Below are 21921 nucleotides of genomic sequence, written 5' to 3' on the forward strand. Positions count from 1 at the left end.
GCAAAATGGCTGGCAAAATTCGCGAAGGTGGTGGTGACGATCTGGAGCTTAATCACGAAATCAACGTGACGCCATTTATTGACGTTATGCTGGTTCTGCTGATTATCTTCATGGTTGCCGCCCCACTGGCAACGGTTGATATCAATGTTGATCTTCCTGCGTCGAGTGCAACGCCTGCACCTCGTCCCGACAAGCCTATCTATGTAACGCTTAAAGACGACCTTACCGTTAGTGTCGGCAATGATACAGTCGTGCGCGAGGCTCTTGGCCCGAAGCTTGATGGTGTTTCTGAAAACAACAAGGAAGCACGCGTGTTTCTCCGCGCCGACAAAACAGTTGGCTATGGCGAACTGATGCGCGTGATGAATTTGTTGCGCGAAGCTGGATACCTCAAGATAGCGCTGGTTGGCCTTGAAACTATCAGTGCTGCACCTGCTGCCGATGGATCCGCACCTGCTCCTGCGTCAACACCTTCCTCAACAGCTCTACCTGTTGAGCAGGGGGCTCAGTAATGAACAGATTGCCGCCCGAACATCCGCCTATCAAACATGTGGCATCAACTGATAGCCATCATCATTCCTTCTGGCATGATGCAGGGCGTTGGCTTGGTGCGGGGATTATTGTTCTAAGCGTACACGCTGCTGGCGCTTATGCTGTAAGCATGAACCAGGATGAAGACCAACCGGATGGCACTGAGGTTGCTGCCATGGTGGTGGAGTTTGCTCCTGAGCCAGAAGCACCGATGGAAGAGGCTGTTTCGGAGGCTCCGCAGCAGGAAGCTGCCGTTGAGCCTATTGAGGAAGAGCAACCGGAACCTGTTATCGAGGAAGTTAAGGAACCGGAGCCAGAGCCGGAGCCTGAACCAGTTGAAGAACCGGAAGAGGTCATCCCAGATATCGTTGAGGCTCCAAAGCCGGAGGTGGCTATGCCGCTTCCTGTTGAAAAGCCTGAGCCAAAGATCGAGAAGCCAAAAGTTGAAAAACCAAAGGTTGAAAAGCCAAAGCCGGTAAAAAAGGTTGAAAAGCCGAAGCCGAAAAAGGCTGAAAAGGCTGTAGAAACCCGTACGGCAAGCGCTCCACGTATGGACGTTGATTCTGGATCCAAGGCTGTTGCAAGTCGCCGTGGCGATAACAATGCGTCTCCAGGTGTGAGTTCGAACAAATGGCAGTCGAAACTGTATTCGCATTTGTTGCGCCGAACACGTTCTTTGCAGCGTCAGGCTGGAAAAGGCGTTAAGGGTACAGCGCAGGTAACTTTCGTCGTTGATCCGTCGGGCAACATTCTGTCTGTTAGTCTGGCACGGTCATCGGGTAATCCGACGGTGGATGAACTCGCAGTTCAGGCAACGCGCAATTCATCGCCTGTGCCTGCACCGCCAGCAGCAATTGCCAAACCACGTATGCCGATCACGGTGCCTATTCAGTTTAAGTAAGTTCTACAAAGCAATTTTAAAAAGCTGGCCTGTGAAAACGGGCCAGCTTTTTTCTTTGTGAGATGAGCGACTTATTCGGATGAGAGCGCTACTGCTGGCAACAGACGTGATGCCTTGCGGGCTGGTAGAAAGCCAAAAACAAGTCCCGTTGCGAATGCGCATGTAAAGGCGAGCAAGACAGGACCGGCGCTGAAGGCCACGGCCACGCCTGCAAAGGATATGAGTGTCGCTGCTCCCACACCAAGTATCACGCCGAATGCACCGCCGATTGCAGATACCGTCAGAGCTTCCGTGATGAACTGAAGGAGAATATCTCGCCGTCTCGCCCCTGTTGCCATACGAACTCCGATTTCACGGGTGCGCTCGGTTACGCTGACGAGCATGATATTCATCACGCCAATGCCACCGACCAGAAGCGAGATTGCGGCTACCGATCCCAGAAACAGCGTCAGGGTCGAACCCATGGCCGCCGCATCGTCACGGATAGACGACATGTTGGTGATCATGGTGTCACGCTGCTTGTGGCGGTGATCAAGTAATTCTTGAATCTGATCCTGCGTCGTATCGATCAGGTCGGCATCCTTGACCTTAACGGTGATGGTGCGGACATATTTCTGGCCAAAGAGCCGCAGGTTCCCTGTCGAGAGCGGTACGACAACCACATCATCCTGATCGGAGCCACCAAAGCCTGCGCCCTTTGATTCCAGAGCGCCGATCACCTGAAACGGGATTTTCTGGATTAAGATATATTGGCCAATGGGGTTGGAGCCATCTGGGAACAGTGTTTTGACCACAGTGGAACCAAGCACTGCAACCGGCGCATAGGATTCCATGTCATGCGGTGTAATAAAATCGCCAGTGTCGATCTTCCACGATTTGGCTTCAGAAAAAGCCGCGACCGTGCCATTGGCTTGTGACTGATAATCGACATTGCCCCGCCTTAGCGTAACGCTGCCAGTGACTTCGGGCACGGCGGTTTTCACATTGGGCAATTGAAGGATTGCGTCTGCATCTTCAGGGACAAGCGTTGCCACAGAGCCTGAGCCACGGAATCCGGGCATAGAGGGACGAATCAAAACAAGGTCGGTGCCCATCGCATTGATGCGATCAAGAATCGAATTTTGCGCGCCGGTACCGATTGCCAGCATTGTCACAACAGAACTCACGCCGATGATGATGCCGAGCAAGGTCAAAACCGTGCGGAAGATGTTGGCACGTAACGCGCGCATTGCCATTTTGACCGCTTCGGAAATATCGGCGATATGCGCCGCACCGCTTTGCGTCACCTGCTGGAGGTTTTTGGGTGCCTCGATGTCTGGGATTTCATGCTTGGTCGTATCGGACAGAATCTGGCCGTCGCGAATTTCAATCAGACGGTCAGCACGTTCTGCGACTTCGCGAGCGTGGGTGATGACGATGATCGTATGACCTTGCTCATGCATCGAACGCAAAAGCGCCATAACGTCTTCGCCGCTCTGGCTATCGAGCGCGCCAGTTGGTTCGTCCGCAAGGATGATCCGGCCACCATTCATCAGTGCGCGCGCAATGGAAACGCGCTGCTGCTGACCACCGGAAAGTTGGTTGGGGCGATGGTCCAAACGGTCGCCGAGTTTAAGCGTATCAAGAAGTGCTGCCGCGCGTTCGTGACGCTCAGCAGCTGGCATGCCTGCATAGATCGCGGGAACTTCGACATTCTCAAGTGCGGTCGATGTGGCAATCAGATTATAGCTTTGAAACACAAAACCGAAAGTGCGGCGGCGCAGGCCTGCCAGTTCATCAGCATCAAGTGTCGAGACATCCTCGCCATCAAGCAGATATTCACCGCCGCTAGGACTATCCAGACAGCCCAGAATATTCATCAGGGTTGACTTGCCAGAACCAGACGCACCTTTAATGGCAACGAACTCGCCGGCGCGAATATCAAGCGTGATCCCATGAAGAACCTCAACCGCGAGATCGCCATTGTGATAGGTCTTGCGAATATCCTGCAATCTTATGAGCGGAGCATCGGTCATGGTTTGCTCCATCAGAAGAACATACCGCCGGGCCTGCGACCGCGCTGGCTGGAACCCGCAGTTGCCGATGCAGAGGTGACAACGACTTTGTCACCTTCTTCAAGACCGCTTTTGATTTCCGCCTGCACACGGTTGCGCACGCCAACTTCAACAGCACGTTCTGTCGTCGCACCACTTTTATCCACGACCTGCACAGTGGTTTGCGGCTTACCGTCCTTGTCAGATTTTGTATTCAATGCAGCTGTTGGAACAACGAGCACATTCTCGGCATTGTCGAGAACGAAATAGACCTGAGCGCTCATATTGATCATGAGTTCGCCGGTCGGGTTGGGAACGTCGAACAGCGCATAATAGAGGACAACATTGTTGTCGGTTTGGGGCGTTGGTTTGATCTGGCGGAGCGTTCCGGTAAAGCGCTTTTCAGGTTGGCCGAGTAGCGTGAAATAAACCGGCATGCCGGGTTTTAGCTTGCTGATGTCGGCTTCCGAAACCTGTGCTTCGACTGTCATCACCGTAAGGTCTGCCACGGTTACGACCGTCGGCGCGCTTTGTACGGCGTTGAGCGTTTCACCTTCTTTAGAAGTCTGATCGACAACTGTGCCGGCCATTGGGCTGTAGATCGTCGTGTAGCCAAGATCGACCTTGTCGCTGGCAAGCTGGGCTTCCTGTTGACGAATCTGTGCGCTCAGCGCTTTCACATCGGCGTCGGCCACGGCAAGATCTGCGTCGGCCTGATCAATGGTTGATTGCGATGCATTTTTAGTGGCCAGCAGAGAGCGTTGGCGGGCAGCATTGGACTTTTTGAGTGTAAGCTGTGCCTGCTTGCTTAAAAGCTGCGCTTTAAGATTATCGAGCTGCGCGCTGGCGATTTCCATCTTCTTTTCGAAAGGCGAGGGGTCGATCTCAGCCAGAAGATCACCTTGTTTTACAGTGTCGCCGATTTCAACTTTTACGCTTTTCAGCTGCCCCGAAACCTGCGCACCAACATTAACGCTGCGTAGCGCACTCAATGTTCCAACGGCGGTGATTGAGTTTTCGATATTTCCGCGTTCGACTGTCTCAGCGAGATAGGTGCTTTTCTGGCCGCTTGCTTCTTTGCCACTGAGGAAATACCAGCCTGCGCCCAAGGCAATGGCCACAACAGCCAAGCCGATCCACAAAGGATTGCGTTTGCGTTTAGCAGTCCTTTTTCGTCCTGCGGCAAGTGTATCAGTGGATTTAAGCACCCGGTAACCCCTGAGAAATCAATTTTAAAAATAGTGTTAGGCGGATATCTATGTCTGCGCAGTCAGGAATTCATCTTAATTATTTGTCATGCGCGCAATAGTCCTAGTGTGAGGACGCTTAAGCGGTTGTTTGATGGTTTAAATGTGATTGTTGTAATGTGTGAGTACAAAAGAAAAGCCGGGCTTTACCCGGCTTTCTGAATTCTTTGATTTTGTTTAATCAGGCAGTGCCAGTTGAGCCGAAGCCGCCAGCGCCGCGTTTGGTTTCGCTGACCTCAGTGCGCTCTTCGATCTTCGGCTGAACCACCGGAGAAAAAACAGCCTGCGCAATACGCATGCCGCGTTCGATGCGGAAATCTTCATCGCCAAGATTAACGAGCAGCACTTTTACTTCGCCGCGATAATCCGAATCGATGGTTCCGGGGGTATTGAGGCAGGTGATGCCGTTCTTAAAGGCAAGGCCTGAACGTGGGCGGATCTGCACTTCAAAGCCTTCCGGGATTTCAAAGATGAGACCAGTTGGTACTAATGTGCGACGACCCGGCAGCAGGACGATCTGTCGATCTTCCGCAACGGCTGCACGAAGGTCCATTCCAGCGGAACCAGATGTTTCGTAAGCGGGGAGTTCAAGGCCTTCCGCATGTTCAAGGCGGATAATGCCAAGCGTAGGTACGGTCATGAGAGAGCCTTTCCTCCAAGATTTGATCTGGCGTGCAAGAAGTTAAATTGGCGACGCTCATACGTGAAATTATTACAAAGGTGTACCGTCTATTTGATGTTTTGCAATGATTGTCCGGCACAGGGTCATGCTTTTACACGATGAGATGCACTTTTTCGGTAGATCAATCCCGCTCTAATGGCACGGCTGTCGTTTCCTTGATCTCCTCCATGACGAATGAAGCTGATACATCCGATAAGGGCACGCTCGCGATCAATCGCTGATAAAGCCGGTCATAAGCTTTGACGTCGGAAACGCGCGCTTTGAGCACATAGTCGAGATCGCCGGTCATGCGGTAGACGCCAACGATCTCTGGAAAACGGCCCATCGCCGAGCGAAACTTGCCGAGCCAATCAGGGTCGTGGCTTGATGTGCGCACCAGAATGAATACGGATAGGCCGCAACCAGCCATTTCGGCATCAATCAGAGCAACGCGGGCTTTGATGATCCCGTCATCTTCCATGCGCTTGACCCGCCGCCAGCAGGCATTGCGGGAAAGATGCACGCGCTCTGATAGAGAATCAACGGACAAAGTGCCGTCAATTTGCAGTTCATCCAATATTCTTCGATCAATTGCATCAAGAGTTGGTTTCATGTTGGGATGATTGTCTCATAAAATCGTATTTAACAAGGATATTTTGAGATTTCATCTCATGTGCATTTGCTAGAATGATTTTCCAGAACGACGCGATATGCGTCGCAAATCGGGAACAAGTTACTCAGTGACGGGAGTATTTCCAATGACCACTCGTATTACACGCCTCTTCACCGAACACCCAGAGTCGATAGATGAAACCTATTTTCAGCATATGGCTTTTGCCGGGCGTTTTTCGTTCAAGCTTTTTTGTGCAGCTTTTGCAGCATTGATCCATGCAATTTTGCCATTTTTGTTCGAGAAAACTGCGAGCTCGATCGTTCGCCAGCTTTATGAGCGGACGCATAACCGAAGCCGGTAATTTCGGGATCAAACATGTGTCGTTGGGCCGCCTATCTCGGACCTGAAACCTATCTGGAAGACATTATATCGTCTCCCTGTCATTCGCTCGTGGCGCAAAGCCACGATGCGCATGAAGCGAAAACACGCACCAATGGCGATGGCTTCGGAGTTGCCTGGTATGGTGAGCGTGCCGAGCCGGGTCTGTATCGGGATATTCTTCCCGCGTGGTCCGATCAGAATTTAAACAGTCTTGCGCGGCAGATCCGGTCGCGCCTTTTTCTCGCACATGTGCGTGCTTCAACAGGTGGATTAACCAGTCGCTCTAATTGCCATCCGTTCGTTTCGGGTCGCTGGAGTTTTATGCATAATGGCCAGATTGGTAATTTTGATCGGCTGCGGCGTAGGCTTGAAGGTCATCTGAGCGATGATAATTACCGACAGAAACACGGTGCGACTGATTCTGAGCTGATCTTTCTGCTGATGCTGGAGTTTGGTCTCGAAAACGATCCCGTGCTGGCCATGAAGCGTATGGTCGCGACGATTGTTGAAGAAGCGGTGATTGCCGGTGTGCCGCCATTCTTGCGACTGACCGCTGCTTTTTCGGATGGCAGTCAGCTTTATGCGATCCGCTACGCAACCGACGCATTTGCACCGACGCTTTATACCGCGACGCTGGGTAGCGCTTCGGGAATATGTGTGGTGTCGGAACCGCTTGACGGCGAAGTTGCAAACTGGATGGCGGTGCCGGCAAACAGTTTTGTCACTGTCTCCCGGCAGGGCCGCATTGCGATTGATGTCTTCGAAGAGCCTGTTTCTCAGCCTCGTGATGAAGTGCGGGTTTAAGCGCTACCGATCAATATGCCGACTGCCAGAACGAGCGCGCCGCCGAACACCACCTGAAGGGCTGCACGGAAGAATGGCGTTTCCATATAGCGGTTCTGGATGAAGGCGATGGCCCAGAGCTCGAAGAATACGAGGATTGCAGCGATGCTTGTCGCAGTCCAGAAATCCTTGATCAGATAGGGCAGGGTGTGGCCAAGGCCACCGAGCGTTGTCATCAGGCCGCAAGAAATGCCGCGTTTAATCGGTGAGCCACGGCCTGAAAGCTTGCCGTCGTCGTGCACGGCTTCGGTGAAGCCCATGGAAATACCCGCACCCACTGAAGCCGACAGACCGACCAAAAATGTCTGCCACGTATCCTGTGTGGCAAAGGCTGCGGCGAAGATTGGTGCGAGGGTGGAGACCGAACCGTCCATCAATCCGGCGAGACCCGGCTGCACATAGGTCAGGATAAACTGTTTGCGCTCCGATGCGCGTTCGTCGTCTTTAACGTCGTGAGGGGTGAGCTCGCCCTCAAGCGACTCGGCTGTCGCCTCGTGCTGTTTTTCCTGCTGCGCCAGATCGCCCAGAAGCTTACGCGTCTGCGCGTCTGTCACGTGCTTGGAAGCTTCAATGTAAAAGCGGTAGGCTTGATCTTCCATTTGCGCTGCTGCATCGCGCACCTTGTCGATGCCAAGCGGGCGTACCAGCCAGTCGGGTTTGCGCTCGTAATAGCCGGTGACATGTTCGCGACGAATAAGCGGAATCCTGTCACCAAAACGTGCGCGGTGTCGCTCAATCAATGCATCGCGATGTTGATGCTCTTCGGCGGCCATCTGCTCAAAGATTTTTGCAGATTGCGGAAACTCTTCACGCAAACCATCAGCATAAGCCAGATAGATGCGTGCATCGTCCTCTTCGGAGGAGATGGCAAGAGCAAGAATTTCTTGTTCGGATAGGGATTTAAAAGGACGACGGCTATTTCTAAAAAATCGGCTGAGCATTGTTAAAATCCATAGTTTAGAATAATTCTAAAATATGACAAATTGACAAAAAGTCAAGCTTGCAGTGCGCATGCAATTGGCGCATTAGGGTCCATATCCGGATACCCGATCAGAAGAGATGGAATCGATGGCATCAACAAACTCCCCTACAAGCAACAATCCGCGACCGCTAAACCGGCAGGATTTCCGTACCCTTGGCCTTTCGGCATTGGGCGGCGCGCTGGAGTTTTATGATTTCATCATCTTCGTATTTTTTGCGAGCGTTATCGGGCATTTGTTTTTTCCGCCCGACATGCCGGACTGGCTGGTGCTGATCCAGACATTTGGAATTTTCGCAGCCGGTTATCTGGTGCGTCCGGTTGGGGGCGTGGTGTTGGCGCATTTTGGTGACAAATTTGGCCGCAAGCGTGTCTTCGCTTTCTCGGTTTTCCTCATGTCGATTTCGACACTGGCGATGGCCTGTTTGCCAACCTATGCAACGCTGGGCGTCGGTGCGCCGATCTTGCTGGTCATTTTCCGCATGTTGCAGGGCGCTGCCATCGGCGGCGAAGTTCCCGGCGCATGGACCTTTGTGGCCGAACATGTGCCTGCCAATCGCGTTGGCATGGCATGCGGTTTCCTGTGTTCAGGCCTTACACTCGGCATCATGCTTGGGTCGCTGATTGCTACCGCCATAAACTGGATTTTTACACCGGAAGAACTTTCCGCCTATGCATGGCGCATTCCGTTCTTCATCGGCGGCATCTTCGGACTGTTTGCCGTTTATCTGCGCCGCTGGTTGGCTGAAACGCCTATTTTCACCGAAATGAAGAACAGCAAATTATTGAAAGACAAGCTGCCTCTCGGCACGGTTCTTCGCAATCATATGCACGGCGTAATCATTTCGATGCTGCTGACTTGGATCCTATCGGCGGGCATCGTTGTCACTACTTTGATGACTGCTACGTTTCTGCAGAAGCTTTACGGCTACACGCCGTTGCAGTCGCTTGCCGCGACGAGCTTTGGTACGCTGTTTTTGATGTTCGGAACGGTGAGCGCAGGCGCGATTGTTGATCGAATTGGTAGTGGACGCTTCTTTGCCGTTGCCGGTGTTTTCTTTGGCGTTGCGACCTTTACGTTCTACACCTATGCGGCAGTTTCCCTGCCTGTTCTGTTCGCGCTTTATGCGGTGATGGGGCTCTCGGTTGGCATGGTTGGCGCGGTTCCTTATGTGATGGTGCGCGCATTCCCGGCACCAGTTCGCTTCTCCGGACTGTCGTTTTCCTACAATGTTTCCTATGCGATTTTTGGTGGTCTGACTCCAGTGATCGTAACTTCGCTTCTGGCGGTCAATCCAATGGCGCATGCCTGGTATCTGGTGTTTATCGCTGTTCTGACCTCAGCACTCGGCCTTTATCTCATGGCCCGCAGTGATCAGGTTGAAGGCGAGATTGGCTTGACCGACTTGCCAGCGCCCAATCCTGTGCTGCAGACAAACTAATAAAAAGGGCCGCGAAAGCGGCCCTTTTTGATTTAGTGCGATGCAACGTTCGTGGCACCAATTTCCTTATCATGAACTCCAAAGCGGTCGATCATATCGGCGCTTGCTTCATTGAAGCCGATTACCGCTACATCCGTACCACTGGCACGATATTTAAGCACCACCTTGTCGAGCGCACCGACCGAGGTGATGTCCCACAGATGGGCATGGCTGACATCAATTGTCACTTTTCTTGCAGGCGTTGCGAAATCAAAAGCTGCAATGAAGTTTTGTGCCGAGGCAAAGAAGATCTGGCCCTGAACGGTATAGGTTCGCTCGGTACCATCTTCGTTTGTGGTTTCGCTCACGCGGAACATCTTGGCGACCTTGCCTGCGAAGAACACGCCGGATAGCAGCACGCCAACGAGAACGCCTTTTGCAAGATCATGGGTAGAAACCACCGTTGTGACGGTTGCCAGCATGACAATGGAGGACGACGGCGGGTTGCGGCGCAGATCGAGAATCGACCGCCAGGAGAAGGTACCGATGGATACCATGATCATCACGGCCACCAGAGCGGCCATCGGAATGATCCGCACCAGATCATCGAGAACGAGAATGAGAAATAGCAGGAATGAACCGGCCACAAAGGTTGAAAGCCTGCCGCGACCGCCGGACGATACATTAATCACCGACTGACCGATCATCGCGCAACCACCCATGCCGCCAATCATGGCGGATGCGATATTGCTCGTGCCTTGACCAATGCATTCCTGACTTTTGTTGCTGGTCGTATCCGTCATGTCATCGACAATCTGAGCCGTCAGCAGCGATTCGAGCAGGCCAACCGCCGCCAGCGTGATCGAATAGGGCAGGATGATCTGCAATGTTTCGAGCGTCAGAGGCACTTGTGGCAATGCGAAGAACGGCAACGATGATGGCAATTCGCCGAGATCGCCAACGGTGCGCAAATCCATGCCGGTTGCCCATGCAAGCGTGGTGAGTACGGCAATGGCAACGAGCGGCGATGGAATGACTTTAGTTATGCGGGGAAAGATATAGATGATGGCGAGGCCGCCTGCGATCATCCAATAGGTATCGACCGAAACATGAATAAGTTCTGGTAGCTGCGCCATGAAAATGAGGATCGCAAGCGCATTGACGAAGCCGGTAGTGACCGAGCGCGATACAAAGCGCATCAAGCGCCCGAGATTCAAAAAGCCCCCGGTAATCTGCAAAATACCCATCAGGATGGTAGCTGCAAAGAGATATTGCAGACCGTGTTCTTTGACGAGCGAGACCATCACCACGGCAGTTGCAGCCGTGGCAGCAGAGATCATTGCAGGACGACCGCCAATGAAGGCGGAAACGCAGGCAATGGCAAATGAGGCGAAGAGGCCGACTTTGGGGTCGACGCCAGCGATGACCGAAAAGCCGATGGCTTCCGGGATAAGGGCAAGTGCTACGACGATGCCGGAAAGAATATCGCCGCGAATATTGGAGAACCACTCGCGGCGGTAGGCAGCAAGACGTGTCATTGAATTTTCCGCAAATAAAAACGAGCTGAAAAGCTCAGATCAACATGGCCGATTATAAAAATGGGGAATGTTGTTGCGTTGTCTGGCGGATAGGCGGCCAGAAGAGCCACCCGGGCTTTCACCGGGTCCTTGCGAATACACTTCTATAAACAAAAAAAGCGCCGCAGGGCAATGACCCTCAGCGCTCTTTCTTGAATGGGTATAGTTAGAGAATCTTCTGCATGAAAGTCAGATCAAGCCAGCGTCCAAATTTCTGGCCGACCTGTTTTAGTGTGCCGCAATCCTCAAAACCTTGCGATTTGTGCAGCGCGATGGATGCCGCATTGCCAGCTTCAATGCCTGCCACCAGCACATGGACTTTGCGTTCGCGTGCTTCTTCCACAAGCTCGGCCAAAAGTGCGCGTCCTATACCGCCACCGCGTGCGTCGCTTGCCACATAAACAGAGAGTTCCGATGAGTGGCGGAAACCTTCAAACGGGCGGAAAGGGCCATAACTCGCATAGCCGACGACCTGGCCATCGCGATCGGCCACCAGAACCGGAAAGCCGTCACGGTTGCGGGCTTTGAGCCATTCGTGACGGTTTTCCAGATCGACGAGCGTTTCGTTCCAGATGGCAAGCGTGTTCTCGACTGCATCATTATAGATCGCAAGCAGAGCAGGGAGGTCGGCTTCGTTGGCAAAGCGAATGGTGAGGGTCATTTCACAGGCCTTTATAGAAAAGTGTGGTCGCGCAGGGGCTTCCGTCAGGATAAAGCGCATAATTCGGGATAACGCCGACCCGTTCCCAGCCAAGATGGGTATAGATTGCTTCCGCCGGACTGCCGGTAGCAGTGTCGAGGCAGATCAGTGTCTTACGTTTGTTTCGCGCTTCTTCTTCTGCGGCTTCCATCAGCTTGCGTGCAAGGCCAAGTCCGCGCGCCTTGCGATGGATCAGCAGTTTTTTAAGATCGGCACGATGCGGCTGATTGGGCATTTGCGACAAGCCAAGCTGGACCGTGCCGACGATTTCTCCACGATGTTCGGCAACCAGAAGGGCCGTGTCACCTCGCTCTACTTCATTGAAAACGCGGTTCCAGTAAGGGATGAAGCCCTGCCATTCGCATGGTGCCATGAAGCCAACCGACGCGCCGTCGTCGACGCAATCCGTAATGATTTCTGCCAGTGGGAGAATGGAGGGGCCTGCATCTTCGTAACTAAGGACACGAATCATATTGTGCTTTCAGGAATTGTTGCGGCGTTCGAGCACGATTGCATAACGTGCGGTCGAGGTGCCGGGATTATGAAAGGCAATGCCTTCGACGAGCGGCATATAAAGACAGTCACCGGTATGGAGCCGATAGATGGTTGCTCCAACAGTAATTTCCATCTGCCCATTCAGGAGCCACAAATGCTGTGTGATGCCTGCATTGGTCGCCTGTGGTGCAAAAGTGACCTTTGCGCCTGCGGGAAATTCGACCTCGATCATGTCGATATTCGACCCCGTTGCCGGTGGTGAAACAGACCGCCGAATATAGCCCGTATCCGGATCACGCCAGACTGGCTGGCGATCGAGCGTTAGCAAGGGAGAAGCTGGCGCTTCCGCATCGGCAAAGAAGGCTGAGAGCGATGTGCCGAGCGCTGCACAAATGCGCGCCAGAAGCTGTGCGGTCGGGCTGGTTTCGCCACGCTCGATCCGCGAGATCATGGCGCGGCTGACACCTGACGCGTCACCAAGCACATCCAGCGTCATGCCTTGTGCAAGGCGCAGGCGGCGCAGATTTTCGCCAATGGCGTTGTCGAGATGCTCATCTATATTTTCCATTATCTAAGAATTAATATCTATTATAATGGAGTCAAGCGATTTCGAAAACAGAAACGGCGGGATTTCTCCCGCCGCATCCTTTCTGTCTGAATAATCCTGATTAACCCTGAGCTTTTAGCTCTAACCGGCGGCGATGCAGGACTGGCTCGGTGTAACCATTTGGCTGTTCGCGGCCTTTGAAAACCAAATCGCAAGCAGCTTGAAAGGCAATCGACTTGTCGAAGTTTGCAGCCATCGGGCGATAAAGCGGATCGCCTTCATTCTGCTTGTCCACAACGGCTGCCATGCGCTTAAGCGTTTCCATGACTTGCGCTTCTGATACCACGCCATGATAGAGCCAGTTCGCAATGTGCTGTGCCGAGATACGCAGCGTTGCGCGATCTTCCATCAAGCCGACATTGTTGATGTCCGGCACTTTCGAGCAGCCAACGCCCTGATCAACCCAGCGCACGACGTAGCCGAGGATGCCCTGTGCGTTGTTGTCGATTTCGTGCTGGATGTCTTCCGGCGTCCAGTTTGGACGCGACGCGACCGGCACCGACAGAATGTCGTCGAGCTTGGCGCGCGGGCGGCTCTTCAGCTTTTCCTGAACGCTTGCAACATCAATCTGATGATAATGAGTTGCGTGCAGGGTTGCAGCGGTTGGCGATGGCACCCAGGCGGTGTTCGCACCAGCCTTGGGATGGGCGATTTTCTGTTCCAGCATCGCAGCCATCAGGTCCGGCATAGCCCACATGCCCTTACCGATCTGCGCATGGCCGGAAAGACCGCATTCAAGACCGATATCGACATTCCACTGCTCATAAGCGCCGATCCATGAAGCTTGCTTCATGTCGCCCTTGCGGATCATCGGGCCAGCTTCCATCGAGGTGTGGATTTCGTCGCCTGTGCGGTCAAGGAAGCCGGTATTGATGAAGACGACGCGTTCCTTGGCAGCGCGGATCGCTTCCTTGAGGTTAACCGTCGTGCGGCGTTCTTCGTCCATGATGCCGATTTTCAGCGTGTTAGGCTTCATACCAAGCAGCTCTTCGGTGCGGGTGAAGATTTCATTGGCGAATGCCACTTCTTCCGGCCCGTGCATCTTTGGTTTGACGATATAGACCGAGCCTTCGCGCGAATTCATGTGGCGACCATTCGCGCCAATATCATGCAGTGCAATCAGGCTGGTGAAAGCTGCATCCATGATACCTTCCGGCACTTCATGGCCGTCCGCATCAATGATCGCCGGATTGGTCATCAGGTGGCCGACATTGCGGATGAGCATCAGCGAGCGGCCCTTGAGGCTCAGGTTTGAGCCATCGGCAGCCTTATAGCTGCGGTCGCCATTGAGGCGGCGCGTCATCTGCTTGCCGCCCTTCTCGAATGTGTCTTCGAGCTTGCCGCTCATCAGGCCGAGCCAGTTGCGGTAGACGGCAACCTTGTCTTCCGCATCGACTGCTGCAATCGAATCTTCGCAATCCTGAATCGTGCTGATAGCCGATTCCAGAACCATGTCTGCGATATGCGCCGGGTCGGTCTTGCCGATCGGGCTGTCCGCATTGATTACGATATCAACATGCATGTTGTTTTTGGCAAGCAGCACATTGGTCGGTGCCGCCGCATCGCCATTATATCCCTTGAACTGGCTGGCATCTTTCAATGCTGTGGCAGAACCGTCGGTCAATGTGATGGCGAGCTTGCCGTCTTTGACGGAAAGGCCGGAAACATCGGCCCACTTACCCGCATTGAGCGGTGCGCTTTCATCGAGAAAATTCTTGGCCCATGCGATGACTTTTTCGCCACGCTTCGGGTTATAGCCTTTGCCTTTTTCCGCACCATTATCTTCAGAGATAGCATCGGTGCCGTAAAGCGCATCATAGAGCGAACCCCAGCGTGCATTAGCAGCATTGAGCGCATAGCGGGCATTCATGACTGGAACGACGAGCTGCGGTCCTGCAATATGCATGATTTCCGGATCGACATTGGCGGTCGAAACCTTGAACTCTCCGCCTTCGGGCAGGAGATAGCCGATATCTTTCAGGAATTGCTGGTAATCAGCCTGCGAATAGCCTTTGTCGCGATTGTCCTTGTACCATGCATCGATCTTGGCCTGCAGGTCGTCGCGCTTTTTAAGCAGTGCACGATTTTTCGGTGCGAGATCGCGGATGATGGCGGCGAAGCCCTTCCAGAAGGTGTCTGGTTCAACGCCAGTGCCGGGTGCGGCTTCCTTGGCCAGAAACTCCACCAGTTCAGGGGCAACGCGCAAGCCTTCTATCTCAACGTAATTACTTGGTGCTGCGTTAGACATGGCGCGTCTCCTTTAAATAAATAAACTCTCAGCCAGCGCTTTGAGTGCCAGCTTCATATAGTCCTTGAACCGCTTTGGTGCGGTTTCGTCAATCAGCGCGCGGGCACATCATCTGTGACGCTGCGGCGAAAATCGCTTTTAAAGTGATAGTCTTGCGCGAATATCGTCTGGCGTAAAGCCCTGTTCGCGCAAAGATGAGAGGGCCGTATCCTTGCGGCTTTTCGAGAGTTTCAAACCGTCATCGCCCAAAATGAGGTCGTGATGATGATAAAGCGGTTCCGGCAGCCCCAGAAGCTTCTGCAGAAGACGGTGCACCGAGGTGGCATGAAACAGATCGCGTCCACGGACAATATGGGTGATGCCTTGCAGTGCATCATCCACCACGACGGAAAGATGATAGCTGGTGGGGGTGTCTTTGCGGGCGATCACCACGTCGCCCCATTGCGCAGGATTTGCCTCAATTGGCCCAATGCTGCTTTCGTTCCAGAAAAGTGTTTCGCCAGCCACTTCGAGCGCTTTCTCCATATTGAGCCGCCATGCATAGGGCGCACCTTCAGCGATATGCTGCGTTTGCTCTTTTTCGCTCAAGCTTCTTTCGCCCTGCGGATAAAGCGGTGTGCCATCAGGGTCGGCTGGCCATTCCTGGCCTTTGGCATGTGCTTCGCCGATGATCTCGCGTACTTCCGTGCGGCTCAGAAAGGCGGGATAGACGAGCCCCTTGTCGGCAAGCTTGGTCAGTGCGTTGCGATATTCGCCAAAATGCTCCGATTGGCGGCGTACCGGCTGTTCCCATTCAAGCCCAAGCCAGTGAAGATCATCGTAAATGCCTTGCTCAAGCTGAGGCGTGCAGCGGGCTGTGTCGATGTCTTCCATGCGCAGCAGAAAACGCCCATTACTGGTATGCGCCATTTGCGCATTGAGAAGTGCGGAATAGGCGTGGCCAAGATGCAATTGACCATTGGGGCTTGGAGCGAAGCGATATACAGGCTGGGTCATTATTCAGTCAGTTGATTATTGTCTGACAGCATTGGTACGTTGTGCCACACCGAAATGAAAGGCCTGACGATGCGGCGCATCGATACATTGGACGATATTGAAGCCGGGCTTGAAGCGCTGGGATTAGCCGACGCACGGTTGCTTGATATCCGCAGCCGTTCTCATGCCGTGCCGCTTCGCAGGTCCGAGCCGGGCTTTGAAAGCCTTGCCTCGATCATTGTCGCTCAACAGGTTTCAACAGCCAGTGCGGCAGCAATATGGGCTCGGTTCAAGCAGGTGATCGATCCGATGACACCCGAGGCTTATATTGCAGGCGGGGAAGAGGCATGGCGTTTTGCCGGGCTTTCGCGATCAAAACAGAGAACACTGTTTGCTTTGAGTGAAGCTTTGGCAGAAGAGGCAATTGATCTGCATGGGCTGTGCGATCTGCCTGCCGAAGAAGCGATCAAAGCGCTGACTGCTATCAAGGGTATTGGTCCGTGGACGGCGGAAGTCTATTTGCTGTTTGCCGCCGGTCATCCCGACGTGTTTCCGGCTGGCGATGTGGCGTTGCAAACGGCGGTCTGTCACGCATTCGCACATGAAATACGCCCTGATGCAAAGGCGCTTCGGTTGCTTGCAGAAGACTGGGCGCCATGGCGCGGTGTGGCAGCACGTTTGTTCTGGGCATATTACGCCGCGCTTAAGGGCCGCGAGGCAGCGCCGCTTCTGTAAATCTTGCGTGTTTACCGGGACATAAATGCGTTTCTGCTTCACAATGCTGTCACGTCGGGATTACATTATTCGCATCAGGTGAATGACGGCATTTCGATTCGCAGAAACTTGGTACCCTGCCTATCGCATTGCCGCCTTACGGCGGTTGCCCCGCTGTAACCATCTGTTTCTACGCATTATCCTACGCAAAACCGCTTCGCACTTTTGCTGGAAATGCTATTACAAGGTTGGAGCGTCGTAGGTTGCGCCCATGATGGACGCGCGGCGCTCTCGTCAGAAGCGCAATTCCGCATGGAAAGCCATTCGCACTTTTCTTTCGGAATTGATCTGAAGGAGGTGTGCCCTTGAATGTAGCCGTCTCTCCCCGAACGGTGTCGAGCAGTGGTTTGCCTGCTCTGGTTCTCAATGCGGATTATCGGCCGCTCAGCTATTATCCTTTGTCGCTCTGGTCTTGGCAGGATGCGATCAAAGCAGTTTTTCTTGAACGCGTGCATATCGTGGCGGAATATGATCAGGTCGTATCATCGCCAACATTCTCCATGCGTTTGCCGAGCGTGATCTGTCTCAAAGATTATGTGCAGCCGCCGCGTCACCCGGCATTTACGCGTTTCAATCTGTTTTTGCGCGATCGTTTTGAGTGTCAGTATTGCGGCTCGCCGCATGATCTGACGTTTGATCACGTTACCCCACGTTGCCATGGCGGCGCGACGACGTGGGAAAATGTCGTTGCCGCCTGTTCACCATGCAATTTGCGCAAAGGCGGCTTGATGCCAGCGCGCGCGCACATGTGGCCGCGCCAGAAGCCGGTCCAGCCCACGATGCATGATCTGCATAACAATGGACGTCTTTTCCCACCCAACCATCTCCACGATAGCTGGCTTGATTTTCTGTACTGGGATGTCGAACTGGAACCTTAGTATCTATTCCAAAAGTCGCCATGCCGGTCTGCAAATGGCAATTTGTCTACGTTCCGATGAAAGATAACGCCCCTCAGAACGACTTCTTATTTCCCACCTTTTGCAAAAGCGCCGTAGTAGCCAATCGCTGCAAAGAGCAGGCTTGCGACCACGTTCCATCCGGCAAATGACAGGCCGAGGAAGAAGCCTGGTGCACTGTCACATGCTGGCGGACGGGTCGAATTGAGATCACCGAGGAGATTGCCTGCATCAAGTGTGATCTTCATCGTAGCTGCACTGCAATCAGCCGGACCCGGCCAATATTTAAGCTCAACGCCGGTATGGTAGATTGCCAGCGCCAGACCAAAGGTCATCAGCAGCGCGCCGATCAGGATAAGCCCGCGTATCAGCACCGGAGGGAGTTTCAAGACATAGGAAATGAAGGCTGCAGCAAGAACAGGGACGCCGATATAATATGGTGTGCGCTCTTCAAGGCAGAGCTTGCACGGCATAAAGCCAGCCAGATGCTCGAAGCCCAAAGCCGTACCGACCGTCGCTGCAAGGCCCACCGTCATGATGCCTGCGGTCCAAGCCTGAATTCTGCCAACGGGTCTATTAAGGGCAAATGCCATATGAAATTTCCTGCGCCACACTGGCTTTATCAGTAGTCTAGAATGCTACTTTGCTTCCAAGCAATTAAATTTGACTGACTTGAGGCAAAATCAAAAGTGAAGATATTTAACCGCTAGGAACAGTGCAATTAGCACCACAGCAACCAGACCAGCCAGCAGGCCGAGGCGCTTTTCAATAAAGTGGCGGATCGGCTCGCCATAACGCTTCAATAGCCATGCGAGGAAGAAGAAGCGTGCACCACGCGCGATGATTGCTGATGCGATAAACAACCAGATATTGATGCCCGCTGCACCCGAAAGAATTGTCACCACTTTGATTGGCGGCAAATGCGACAAGCCAGATGTGATGAGCATCAGCAAAATCATGTCGGCGCTGGTCGTGCCACGCATCTGCTCAAATGTGTCGAGCTTGCCATACATTTCAAGCACAGGTTTCGCGACTTGTTCATAGGCATGATAGCCAAGAAACCAGCCGGCTATGCCGCCAAGAACGGAAAAGATCGTGGCCACAAGCGCGTAGCGATAGGCGCGCTCCGGGCGGGCCAATGCCATGGGAAGAAAGAGCACGTCTGCTGGCACCAGAAAAACGGAGCTTTCTACAAAAGCGATGAAAGCGAGCCAATATTCGGCAGACTTTCGGGCAGCAAGCGAGATCGTCCAGTCATAGAGTCGGCGCAGCATGATTTTTCCGGATTTTTATAGGTGCAAACATTCGGGGATTATTTGCACTCTCTATAAATAAAAAAGGTGGCACGAACAATGCGCGCCACCTCTTAATGTCGTTGAAGTTGGTTTTAACGCCTGTATGCGCTGCAAATATATTTGGTTTCGAGATATTCCTCGATGCCATATTTAGAGCCTTCGCGACCGAGGCCCGACTGCTTCACGCCGCCAAATGGTGCAACTTCGTTGGAGATCAGGCCGGTGTTGTGTCCGACCATGCCATATTCCAGCCCTTCGCTGACGCGGATCGCGCGGCTGAAGTTCTCCGTATAGAAGTATGCCGCCAGACCAAAGATCGTGTCGTTGGCAGCAGCGATCACTTCTTCTTCGGTGTCAAATGCAAAGAGCGGTGCGAGCGGGCCAAAGGTTTCTTCTTTGGCAACGAGCATGTCCGAGGTGACGCCGGTCAGAATGCCCGGTTCAAAGAACAGGCCACCCAGTTCCTTGCCGCCTGCAATGAGCTTTGCACCTTTGGACACGGCATCTTCAATATGCGATTTGACTTTGGTGATGGCTTTTTCTTCGATCATCGGGCCGATGACAACACCCGGCTCGGTGCCGTTGCCGACTTTCAGTTCTTTCACTTTGAGCGCCAGCTTTTCAGCGAACTTGTCGTAAATGCCGCGCTGAACATAGATGCGGTTGGCACAAACACAGGTCTGCCCGGCATTGCGATATTTGGAAAGCATCGCGCCGTCCACAGCGGCATCAATGTCTGCATCGTCGAACACGATGAAAGGTGCATTGCCACCAAGCTCAAGCGAGATGCGCTTGATGGTCGGGGCGCATTGCGCCATCAGCAGGCGACCAACTTCGGTAGAACCGGTGAAGGAAAGCTTGCGAACAATCTCATTGCTGGTGAGTTCAGCGCCGATTTCGCGCGCTTTGCCAGTCACGATCTGAAGAACGCCTGCAGGAATGCCAGCCTTTTCAGCCAGAACACCAAGCGCAAGTGCTGTCAGCGGAGTGAGATCGGCAGGACGGACGATCATCGTGCAGCCAGCAGCCAATGCGGGCGCGGCCTTACGGGTGATCATTGCCGCCGGGAAGTTCCATGGCGTGATTGCAGCGGTCACACCGACTGGCTGACGGATGACGGTCAAACGCTGGCCGGGCTGTGTTGCCGGGATCGTGTCGCCATAAACACGCTTGGCTTCTTCTGCGAACCATTCAATGAAAGATGCAGCATAAAGAACCTCGCCGCGCGCCTCGGCGAGTGGTTTGCCCTGTTCCGATGTCATGATAAGGGCGATGTCGTCTGCATTGGCAACGATCAGATCAAACCATTTGCGCAGGATTCCGGCGCGTTCTTTGGCGGTCTTCGCAGCCCATGCTGGAAGTGCCTTGTTTGAAGCGTCGATTGTCTCTTTAATAGTGTCAACGGAAAGGGATGGAACAGTGCCAATCACGGAGCCGTCTGCCGGGTTGGTCACGTCGATTTTCTTGCCGTCTGCTGCGTCGATCCAGTTTCCATCCACAAGGCATTGCGATTTAAGCAGTGAGGGGTCTTTTAAAGCGAGCATATCTGATATTCCATCCCAGTGTTGCGCCAGATGATCGTTCATTATATTGAACGACATACGATATATTGAATAAATCAGCCGACAGAGCGAAAGTCAATTCGTCTGTCGTATGGTTAAAGAGGGCATATGGACAAAACCGAACTCGATGACGAAAGTTCCCTAAAGCTGGTTCCTGCCGTTATGCGGGCGTCGCAGATTCTTGATTGTGTTGCCGAGAGCCGCGATGGCATCAAGCTTTCCGATCTCGTCCGCAAGACTGGATTGCCTAAAAGCAGTGTTCACGGCCTTTGCCAGACGTTGGCGCATCTCAAGCTGTTGAAGTTGAATGGCGACGGATGTTTTACGATGGGCCCGCAGTCAGTTCGCTGGGCGAATGCCTTCCTTGCGAAGAGTGATATTGTTGATGCGTTTCATGAAGCGGTGGCAGAAGCGGATGGGCTTGAAGCTTATACATTGACGCTTTCCCACCTTGAAGGCCCGGAAGTTATCTATCTGTCTTGCCGCAATTCTTCGGCGCCGCTTGGTATCACTTTTCGCATTGGTATGCGCGTACCGGCTGTTTTCACCGCGACGGGTAAGGCAATGTTGTCTTCTATGATCCCACAGGACCGAGCGCGCCATCTTCCATCTGATTGGCCAAAGCCGATTACGCCCTCAAGCGTCCAATCTCTGAAGAACCTCGAAACTGAAATGGCGGAAGTCAAGACGAAGGGTTATTCTCTGGACGATGGTCAGTTGCGCGAAGGTATGTTTTGCATAGGTGCATCGATTTGTGATCGTCCAAATCATCCTGCGGCTGGTATTGCGTTATCGATGATGGCAGCGGAGGCGCGCCCAGAGATTATTGAGACTATGGGCGCACGGGTTCGCGCATTGGCGGATAGTGTTGCGCAGCGGATGGGCTGGTTCGGCTCGCGTACCGCCTGAGTGCTTATATAGGGAGTAGGCTGGGTGAGGGCGCGTTGACCGTCCTTTATCATTCTCACGACAGAATCATCCAGTTTCGCAGGGTTAAGATTTGATAAAATTGCTTTGGTTTAGCTGTGGAAAGAAAAGTTCATTATTTTATGAAAGTTCGTTGACAGTTTCGGGAAGTAGGGTCTATATGGCTTCCAACGAGGGCGGCGACGCTGCTAGCGGCAGGTTGCCTCGTCCTTGTAGTTCAGCGAGAGCGATTGACAGAGATGTTGAGAGTGGTTA

General features: G+C 53.3%; 22 protein-coding genes and 1 other annotated feature. Of the genes, 8 read left to right on the forward strand and 14 right to left on the reverse strand.

The window, feature by feature from the left end; all coding sequences use genetic code 11:
• Positions 1-5 precede the first annotated feature (5 nt).
• Together exbD and WH356_RS18040 are read left to right on the forward strand one after the other, a co-directional pair.
• Positions 6-512 (forward strand): TonB system transport protein ExbD, encoded by a 507-nt coding sequence (gene exbD, locus WH356_RS18035; protein ID WP_339513270.1) that lies wholly within the window; start codon positions 6-8, stop codon positions 510-512.
• The gene (locus tag WH356_RS18040) at positions 512-1432 is read left to right on the forward strand and encodes an energy transducer TonB family protein (protein WP_339513271.1); all 921 of its coding nucleotides are present in this window, start codon (positions 512-514) and stop codon (positions 1430-1432) included. Before exbD ends, WH356_RS18040 begins: the two co-directional genes overlap by 1 nt.
• A gap of 71 nt (positions 1433-1503) precedes the next feature.
• On the opposite strand, the gene WH356_RS18045 is transcribed toward WH356_RS18040, so the two are convergent.
• The 4 genes from WH356_RS18045 to WH356_RS18060 all read right to left on the reverse strand — a co-directional run bounded on the left by WH356_RS18045 (position 1504) and on the right by WH356_RS18060 (position 5986).
• Positions 1504-3447: a MacB family efflux pump subunit gene (locus tag WH356_RS18045; protein WP_339513273.1), complete on the reverse strand. Its 1944-nt coding sequence runs from the start codon at positions 3445-3447 to the stop codon at positions 1504-1506.
• An 11-nt stretch (positions 3448-3458) separates the two neighbouring features.
• On the reverse strand, positions 3459-4673 hold the full coding sequence (locus tag WH356_RS18050; RefSeq protein WP_339513275.1) for an efflux RND transporter periplasmic adaptor subunit: 1215 nt from the start codon (positions 4671-4673) through the stop codon (positions 3459-3461).
• A 220-nt stretch (positions 4674-4893) separates the two neighbouring features.
• Positions 4894-5352 (reverse strand): dUTP diphosphatase, encoded by a 459-nt coding sequence (dut, locus tag WH356_RS18055; protein WP_339513277.1) that lies wholly within the window; start codon positions 5350-5352, stop codon positions 4894-4896.
• A 163-nt stretch (positions 5353-5515) separates the two neighbouring features.
• Positions 5516-5986, reverse strand: coding sequence for an Lrp/AsnC family transcriptional regulator (locus WH356_RS18060; protein ID WP_339513279.1), 471 nt, complete (start codon positions 5984-5986; stop codon positions 5516-5518).
• Between the two features lie 145 nt (positions 5987-6131).
• On the opposite strand from WH356_RS18060, the gene WH356_RS18065 reads away from it, so the two are divergent.
• Both WH356_RS18065 and WH356_RS18070 read left to right on the forward strand, forming a co-directional pair.
• Positions 6132-6347: a DUF6356 family protein gene (locus WH356_RS18065; protein WP_339513281.1), complete on the forward strand. Its 216-nt coding sequence runs from the start codon at positions 6132-6134 to the stop codon at positions 6345-6347.
• Between the two features lie 14 nt (positions 6348-6361).
• Positions 6362-7171, forward strand: a complete 810-nt coding sequence (locus tag WH356_RS18070) for a class II glutamine amidotransferase (RefSeq protein WP_339513283.1) — start codon at positions 6362-6364, stop codon at positions 7169-7171.
• Here the strand turns inward: WH356_RS18070 and mbfA are convergent.
• The gene (gene mbfA / locus WH356_RS18075; RefSeq protein WP_339513285.1) at positions 7168-8151 is read right to left on the reverse strand and encodes an iron exporter MbfA; all 984 of its coding nucleotides are present in this window, start codon (positions 8149-8151) and stop codon (positions 7168-7170) included. The genes WH356_RS18070 and mbfA overlap by 4 nt on opposite strands.
• A 127-nt stretch (positions 8152-8278) precedes the next feature.
• Here mbfA and WH356_RS18080 point away from each other — a divergent pair, with 127 nt between their 5' ends.
• The gene (locus WH356_RS18080) at positions 8279-9631 is read left to right on the forward strand and encodes an MFS transporter (protein ID WP_339513287.1); all 1353 of its coding nucleotides are present in this window, start codon (positions 8279-8281) and stop codon (positions 9629-9631) included.
• Positions 9632-9663: 32 nt separating this feature from the next.
• Here WH356_RS18080 and WH356_RS18085 read toward each other — a convergent pair whose 3' ends face one another.
• The 6 genes from WH356_RS18085 to gluQRS form a co-directional block, all read right to left on the reverse strand.
• A complete protein-coding gene (locus WH356_RS18085; protein WP_339513289.1) occupies positions 9664-11148 on the reverse strand; it encodes a SulP family inorganic anion transporter in 1485 nt (494 codons plus the stop codon).
• A 76-nt stretch (positions 11149-11224) separates the two neighbouring features.
• Positions 11225-11280: a sequence feature (sul1 is cis-regulatory element that is thought to sense ions involved in sulfur or methionine metabolism; They are found in Alphaproteobacteria), on the reverse strand.
• A 73-nt stretch (positions 11281-11353) separates the two neighbouring features.
• Positions 11354-11848, reverse strand: a complete 495-nt coding sequence (locus tag WH356_RS18090) for a GNAT family N-acetyltransferase (RefSeq protein ID WP_339513291.1) — start codon at positions 11846-11848, stop codon at positions 11354-11356.
• 1 nt (position 11849) lies between these two features.
• Entirely contained in the window at positions 11850-12359 is a 510-nt protein-coding gene (locus WH356_RS18095; RefSeq protein ID WP_339513293.1) for a GNAT family N-acetyltransferase, read from the reverse strand.
• 9 nt (positions 12360-12368) lie between these two features.
• Positions 12369-12941: a helix-turn-helix domain-containing protein gene (locus WH356_RS18100; RefSeq protein ID WP_339513321.1), complete on the reverse strand. Its 573-nt coding sequence runs from the start codon at positions 12939-12941 to the stop codon at positions 12369-12371.
• Positions 12942-13050: 109 nt separating this feature from the next.
• Positions 13051-15237, reverse strand: coding sequence for a malate synthase G (locus WH356_RS18105; protein WP_339513295.1), 2187 nt, complete (start codon positions 15235-15237; stop codon positions 13051-13053).
• Between the two features lie 138 nt (positions 15238-15375).
• Complete coding sequence (gene gluQRS, locus WH356_RS18110; RefSeq protein WP_339513297.1) at positions 15376-16233, reverse strand: tRNA glutamyl-Q(34) synthetase GluQRS; 858 nt, start codon at positions 16231-16233, stop codon at positions 15376-15378.
• Between the two features lie 69 nt (positions 16234-16302).
• On the opposite strand from gluQRS, the gene WH356_RS18115 reads away from it, so the two are divergent.
• The gene (locus WH356_RS18115; RefSeq protein WP_339513323.1) at positions 16303-16947 is read left to right on the forward strand and encodes a DNA-3-methyladenine glycosylase family protein; all 645 of its coding nucleotides are present in this window, start codon (positions 16303-16305) and stop codon (positions 16945-16947) included.
• A gap of 344 nt (positions 16948-17291) precedes the next feature.
• A complete protein-coding gene (locus WH356_RS18120) occupies positions 17292-17864 on the forward strand; it encodes an HNH endonuclease (protein WP_250041029.1) in 573 nt (190 codons plus the stop codon).
• Between the two features lie 86 nt (positions 17865-17950).
• Here the strand turns inward: WH356_RS18120 and WH356_RS18125 are convergent, their stop codons facing one another.
• The 3 genes from WH356_RS18125 to WH356_RS18135 form a co-directional block, all read right to left on the reverse strand.
• Entirely contained in the window at positions 17951-18475 is a 525-nt protein-coding gene (locus WH356_RS18125) for a disulfide bond formation protein B (protein ID WP_339513299.1), read from the reverse strand.
• A 90-nt stretch (positions 18476-18565) separates the two neighbouring features.
• Entirely contained in the window at positions 18566-19156 is a 591-nt protein-coding gene (locus WH356_RS18130; RefSeq protein WP_339513301.1) for a YqaA family protein, read from the reverse strand.
• 113 nt (positions 19157-19269) lie between these two features.
• The gene (locus tag WH356_RS18135) at positions 19270-20721 is read right to left on the reverse strand and encodes an NAD-dependent succinate-semialdehyde dehydrogenase (RefSeq protein ID WP_339513303.1); all 1452 of its coding nucleotides are present in this window, start codon (positions 20719-20721) and stop codon (positions 19270-19272) included.
• A 126-nt stretch (positions 20722-20847) separates the two neighbouring features.
• Between WH356_RS18135 and WH356_RS18140 the strand changes: the two genes are divergently transcribed.
• Complete coding sequence (locus WH356_RS18140) at positions 20848-21648, forward strand: IclR family transcriptional regulator (protein WP_339513305.1); 801 nt, start codon at positions 20848-20850, stop codon at positions 21646-21648.
• Positions 21649-21921 lie beyond the last annotated feature (273 nt).

The sequence above is a fragment of the Ochrobactrum sp. MYb379 genome (genome assembly GCF_037479515.1).
Classification (GTDB): Bacteria; Pseudomonadota; Alphaproteobacteria; order Rhizobiales; family Rhizobiaceae; genus Brucella.

Bases quoted from the DNA above. Each gene is read 5' to 3' on its own strand.
- exbD (WP_339513270.1), top strand. From the start codon at position 6: ATGGCTGGCAAAATTCGCGAAGGTGGTGGTGACGATCTGGAGCTTAAT.
- WH356_RS18040 (WP_339513271.1), top strand. From the start codon at position 512: ATGAACAGATTGCCGCCCGAACATCCGCCTATCAAACATGTGGCATCA.
- WH356_RS18045 (WP_339513273.1), bottom strand. From the start codon at position 3,447: ATGACCGATGCTCCGCTCATAAGATTGCAGGATATTCGCAAGACCTAT.
- dut (WP_339513277.1), bottom strand. From the start codon at position 5,352: ATGACCGTACCTACGCTTGGCATTATCCGCCTTGAACATGCGGAAGGC.
- WH356_RS18060 (WP_339513279.1), bottom strand. From the start codon at position 5,986: ATGAAACCAACTCTTGATGCAATTGATCGAAGAATATTGGATGAACTG.
- WH356_RS18065 (WP_339513281.1), top strand. From the start codon at position 6,132: ATGACCACTCGTATTACACGCCTCTTCACCGAACACCCAGAGTCGATA.
- WH356_RS18070 (WP_339513283.1), top strand. From the start codon at position 6,362: ATGTGTCGTTGGGCCGCCTATCTCGGACCTGAAACCTATCTGGAAGAC.
- mbfA (WP_339513285.1), bottom strand. From the start codon at position 8,151: ATGCTCAGCCGATTTTTTAGAAATAGCCGTCGTCCTTTTAAATCCCTA.
- WH356_RS18080 (WP_339513287.1), top strand. From the start codon at position 8,279: ATGGCATCAACAAACTCCCCTACAAGCAACAATCCGCGACCGCTAAAC.
- WH356_RS18085 (WP_339513289.1), bottom strand. From the start codon at position 11,148: ATGACACGTCTTGCTGCCTACCGCCGCGAGTGGTTCTCCAATATTCGC.
- WH356_RS18090 (WP_339513291.1), bottom strand. From the start codon at position 11,848: ATGACCCTCACCATTCGCTTTGCCAACGAAGCCGACCTCCCTGCTCTG.
- WH356_RS18095 (WP_339513293.1), bottom strand. From the start codon at position 12,359: ATGATTCGTGTCCTTAGTTACGAAGATGCAGGCCCCTCCATTCTCCCA.
- WH356_RS18105 (WP_339513295.1), bottom strand. From the start codon at position 15,237: ATGTCTAACGCAGCACCAAGTAATTACGTTGAGATAGAAGGCTTGCGC.
- gluQRS (WP_339513297.1), bottom strand. From the start codon at position 16,233: ATGACCCAGCCTGTATATCGCTTCGCTCCAAGCCCCAATGGTCAATTG.
- WH356_RS18115 (WP_339513323.1), top strand. From the start codon at position 16,303: ATGCGGCGCATCGATACATTGGACGATATTGAAGCCGGGCTTGAAGCG.
- WH356_RS18125 (WP_339513299.1), bottom strand. From the start codon at position 18,475: ATGGCATTTGCCCTTAATAGACCCGTTGGCAGAATTCAGGCTTGGACC.
- WH356_RS18130 (WP_339513301.1), bottom strand. From the start codon at position 19,156: ATGCTGCGCCGACTCTATGACTGGACGATCTCGCTTGCTGCCCGAAAG.
- WH356_RS18135 (WP_339513303.1), bottom strand. From the start codon at position 20,721: ATGCTCGCTTTAAAAGACCCCTCACTGCTTAAATCGCAATGCCTTGTG.
- WH356_RS18140 (WP_339513305.1), top strand. From the start codon at position 20,848: ATGGACAAAACCGAACTCGATGACGAAAGTTCCCTAAAGCTGGTTCCT.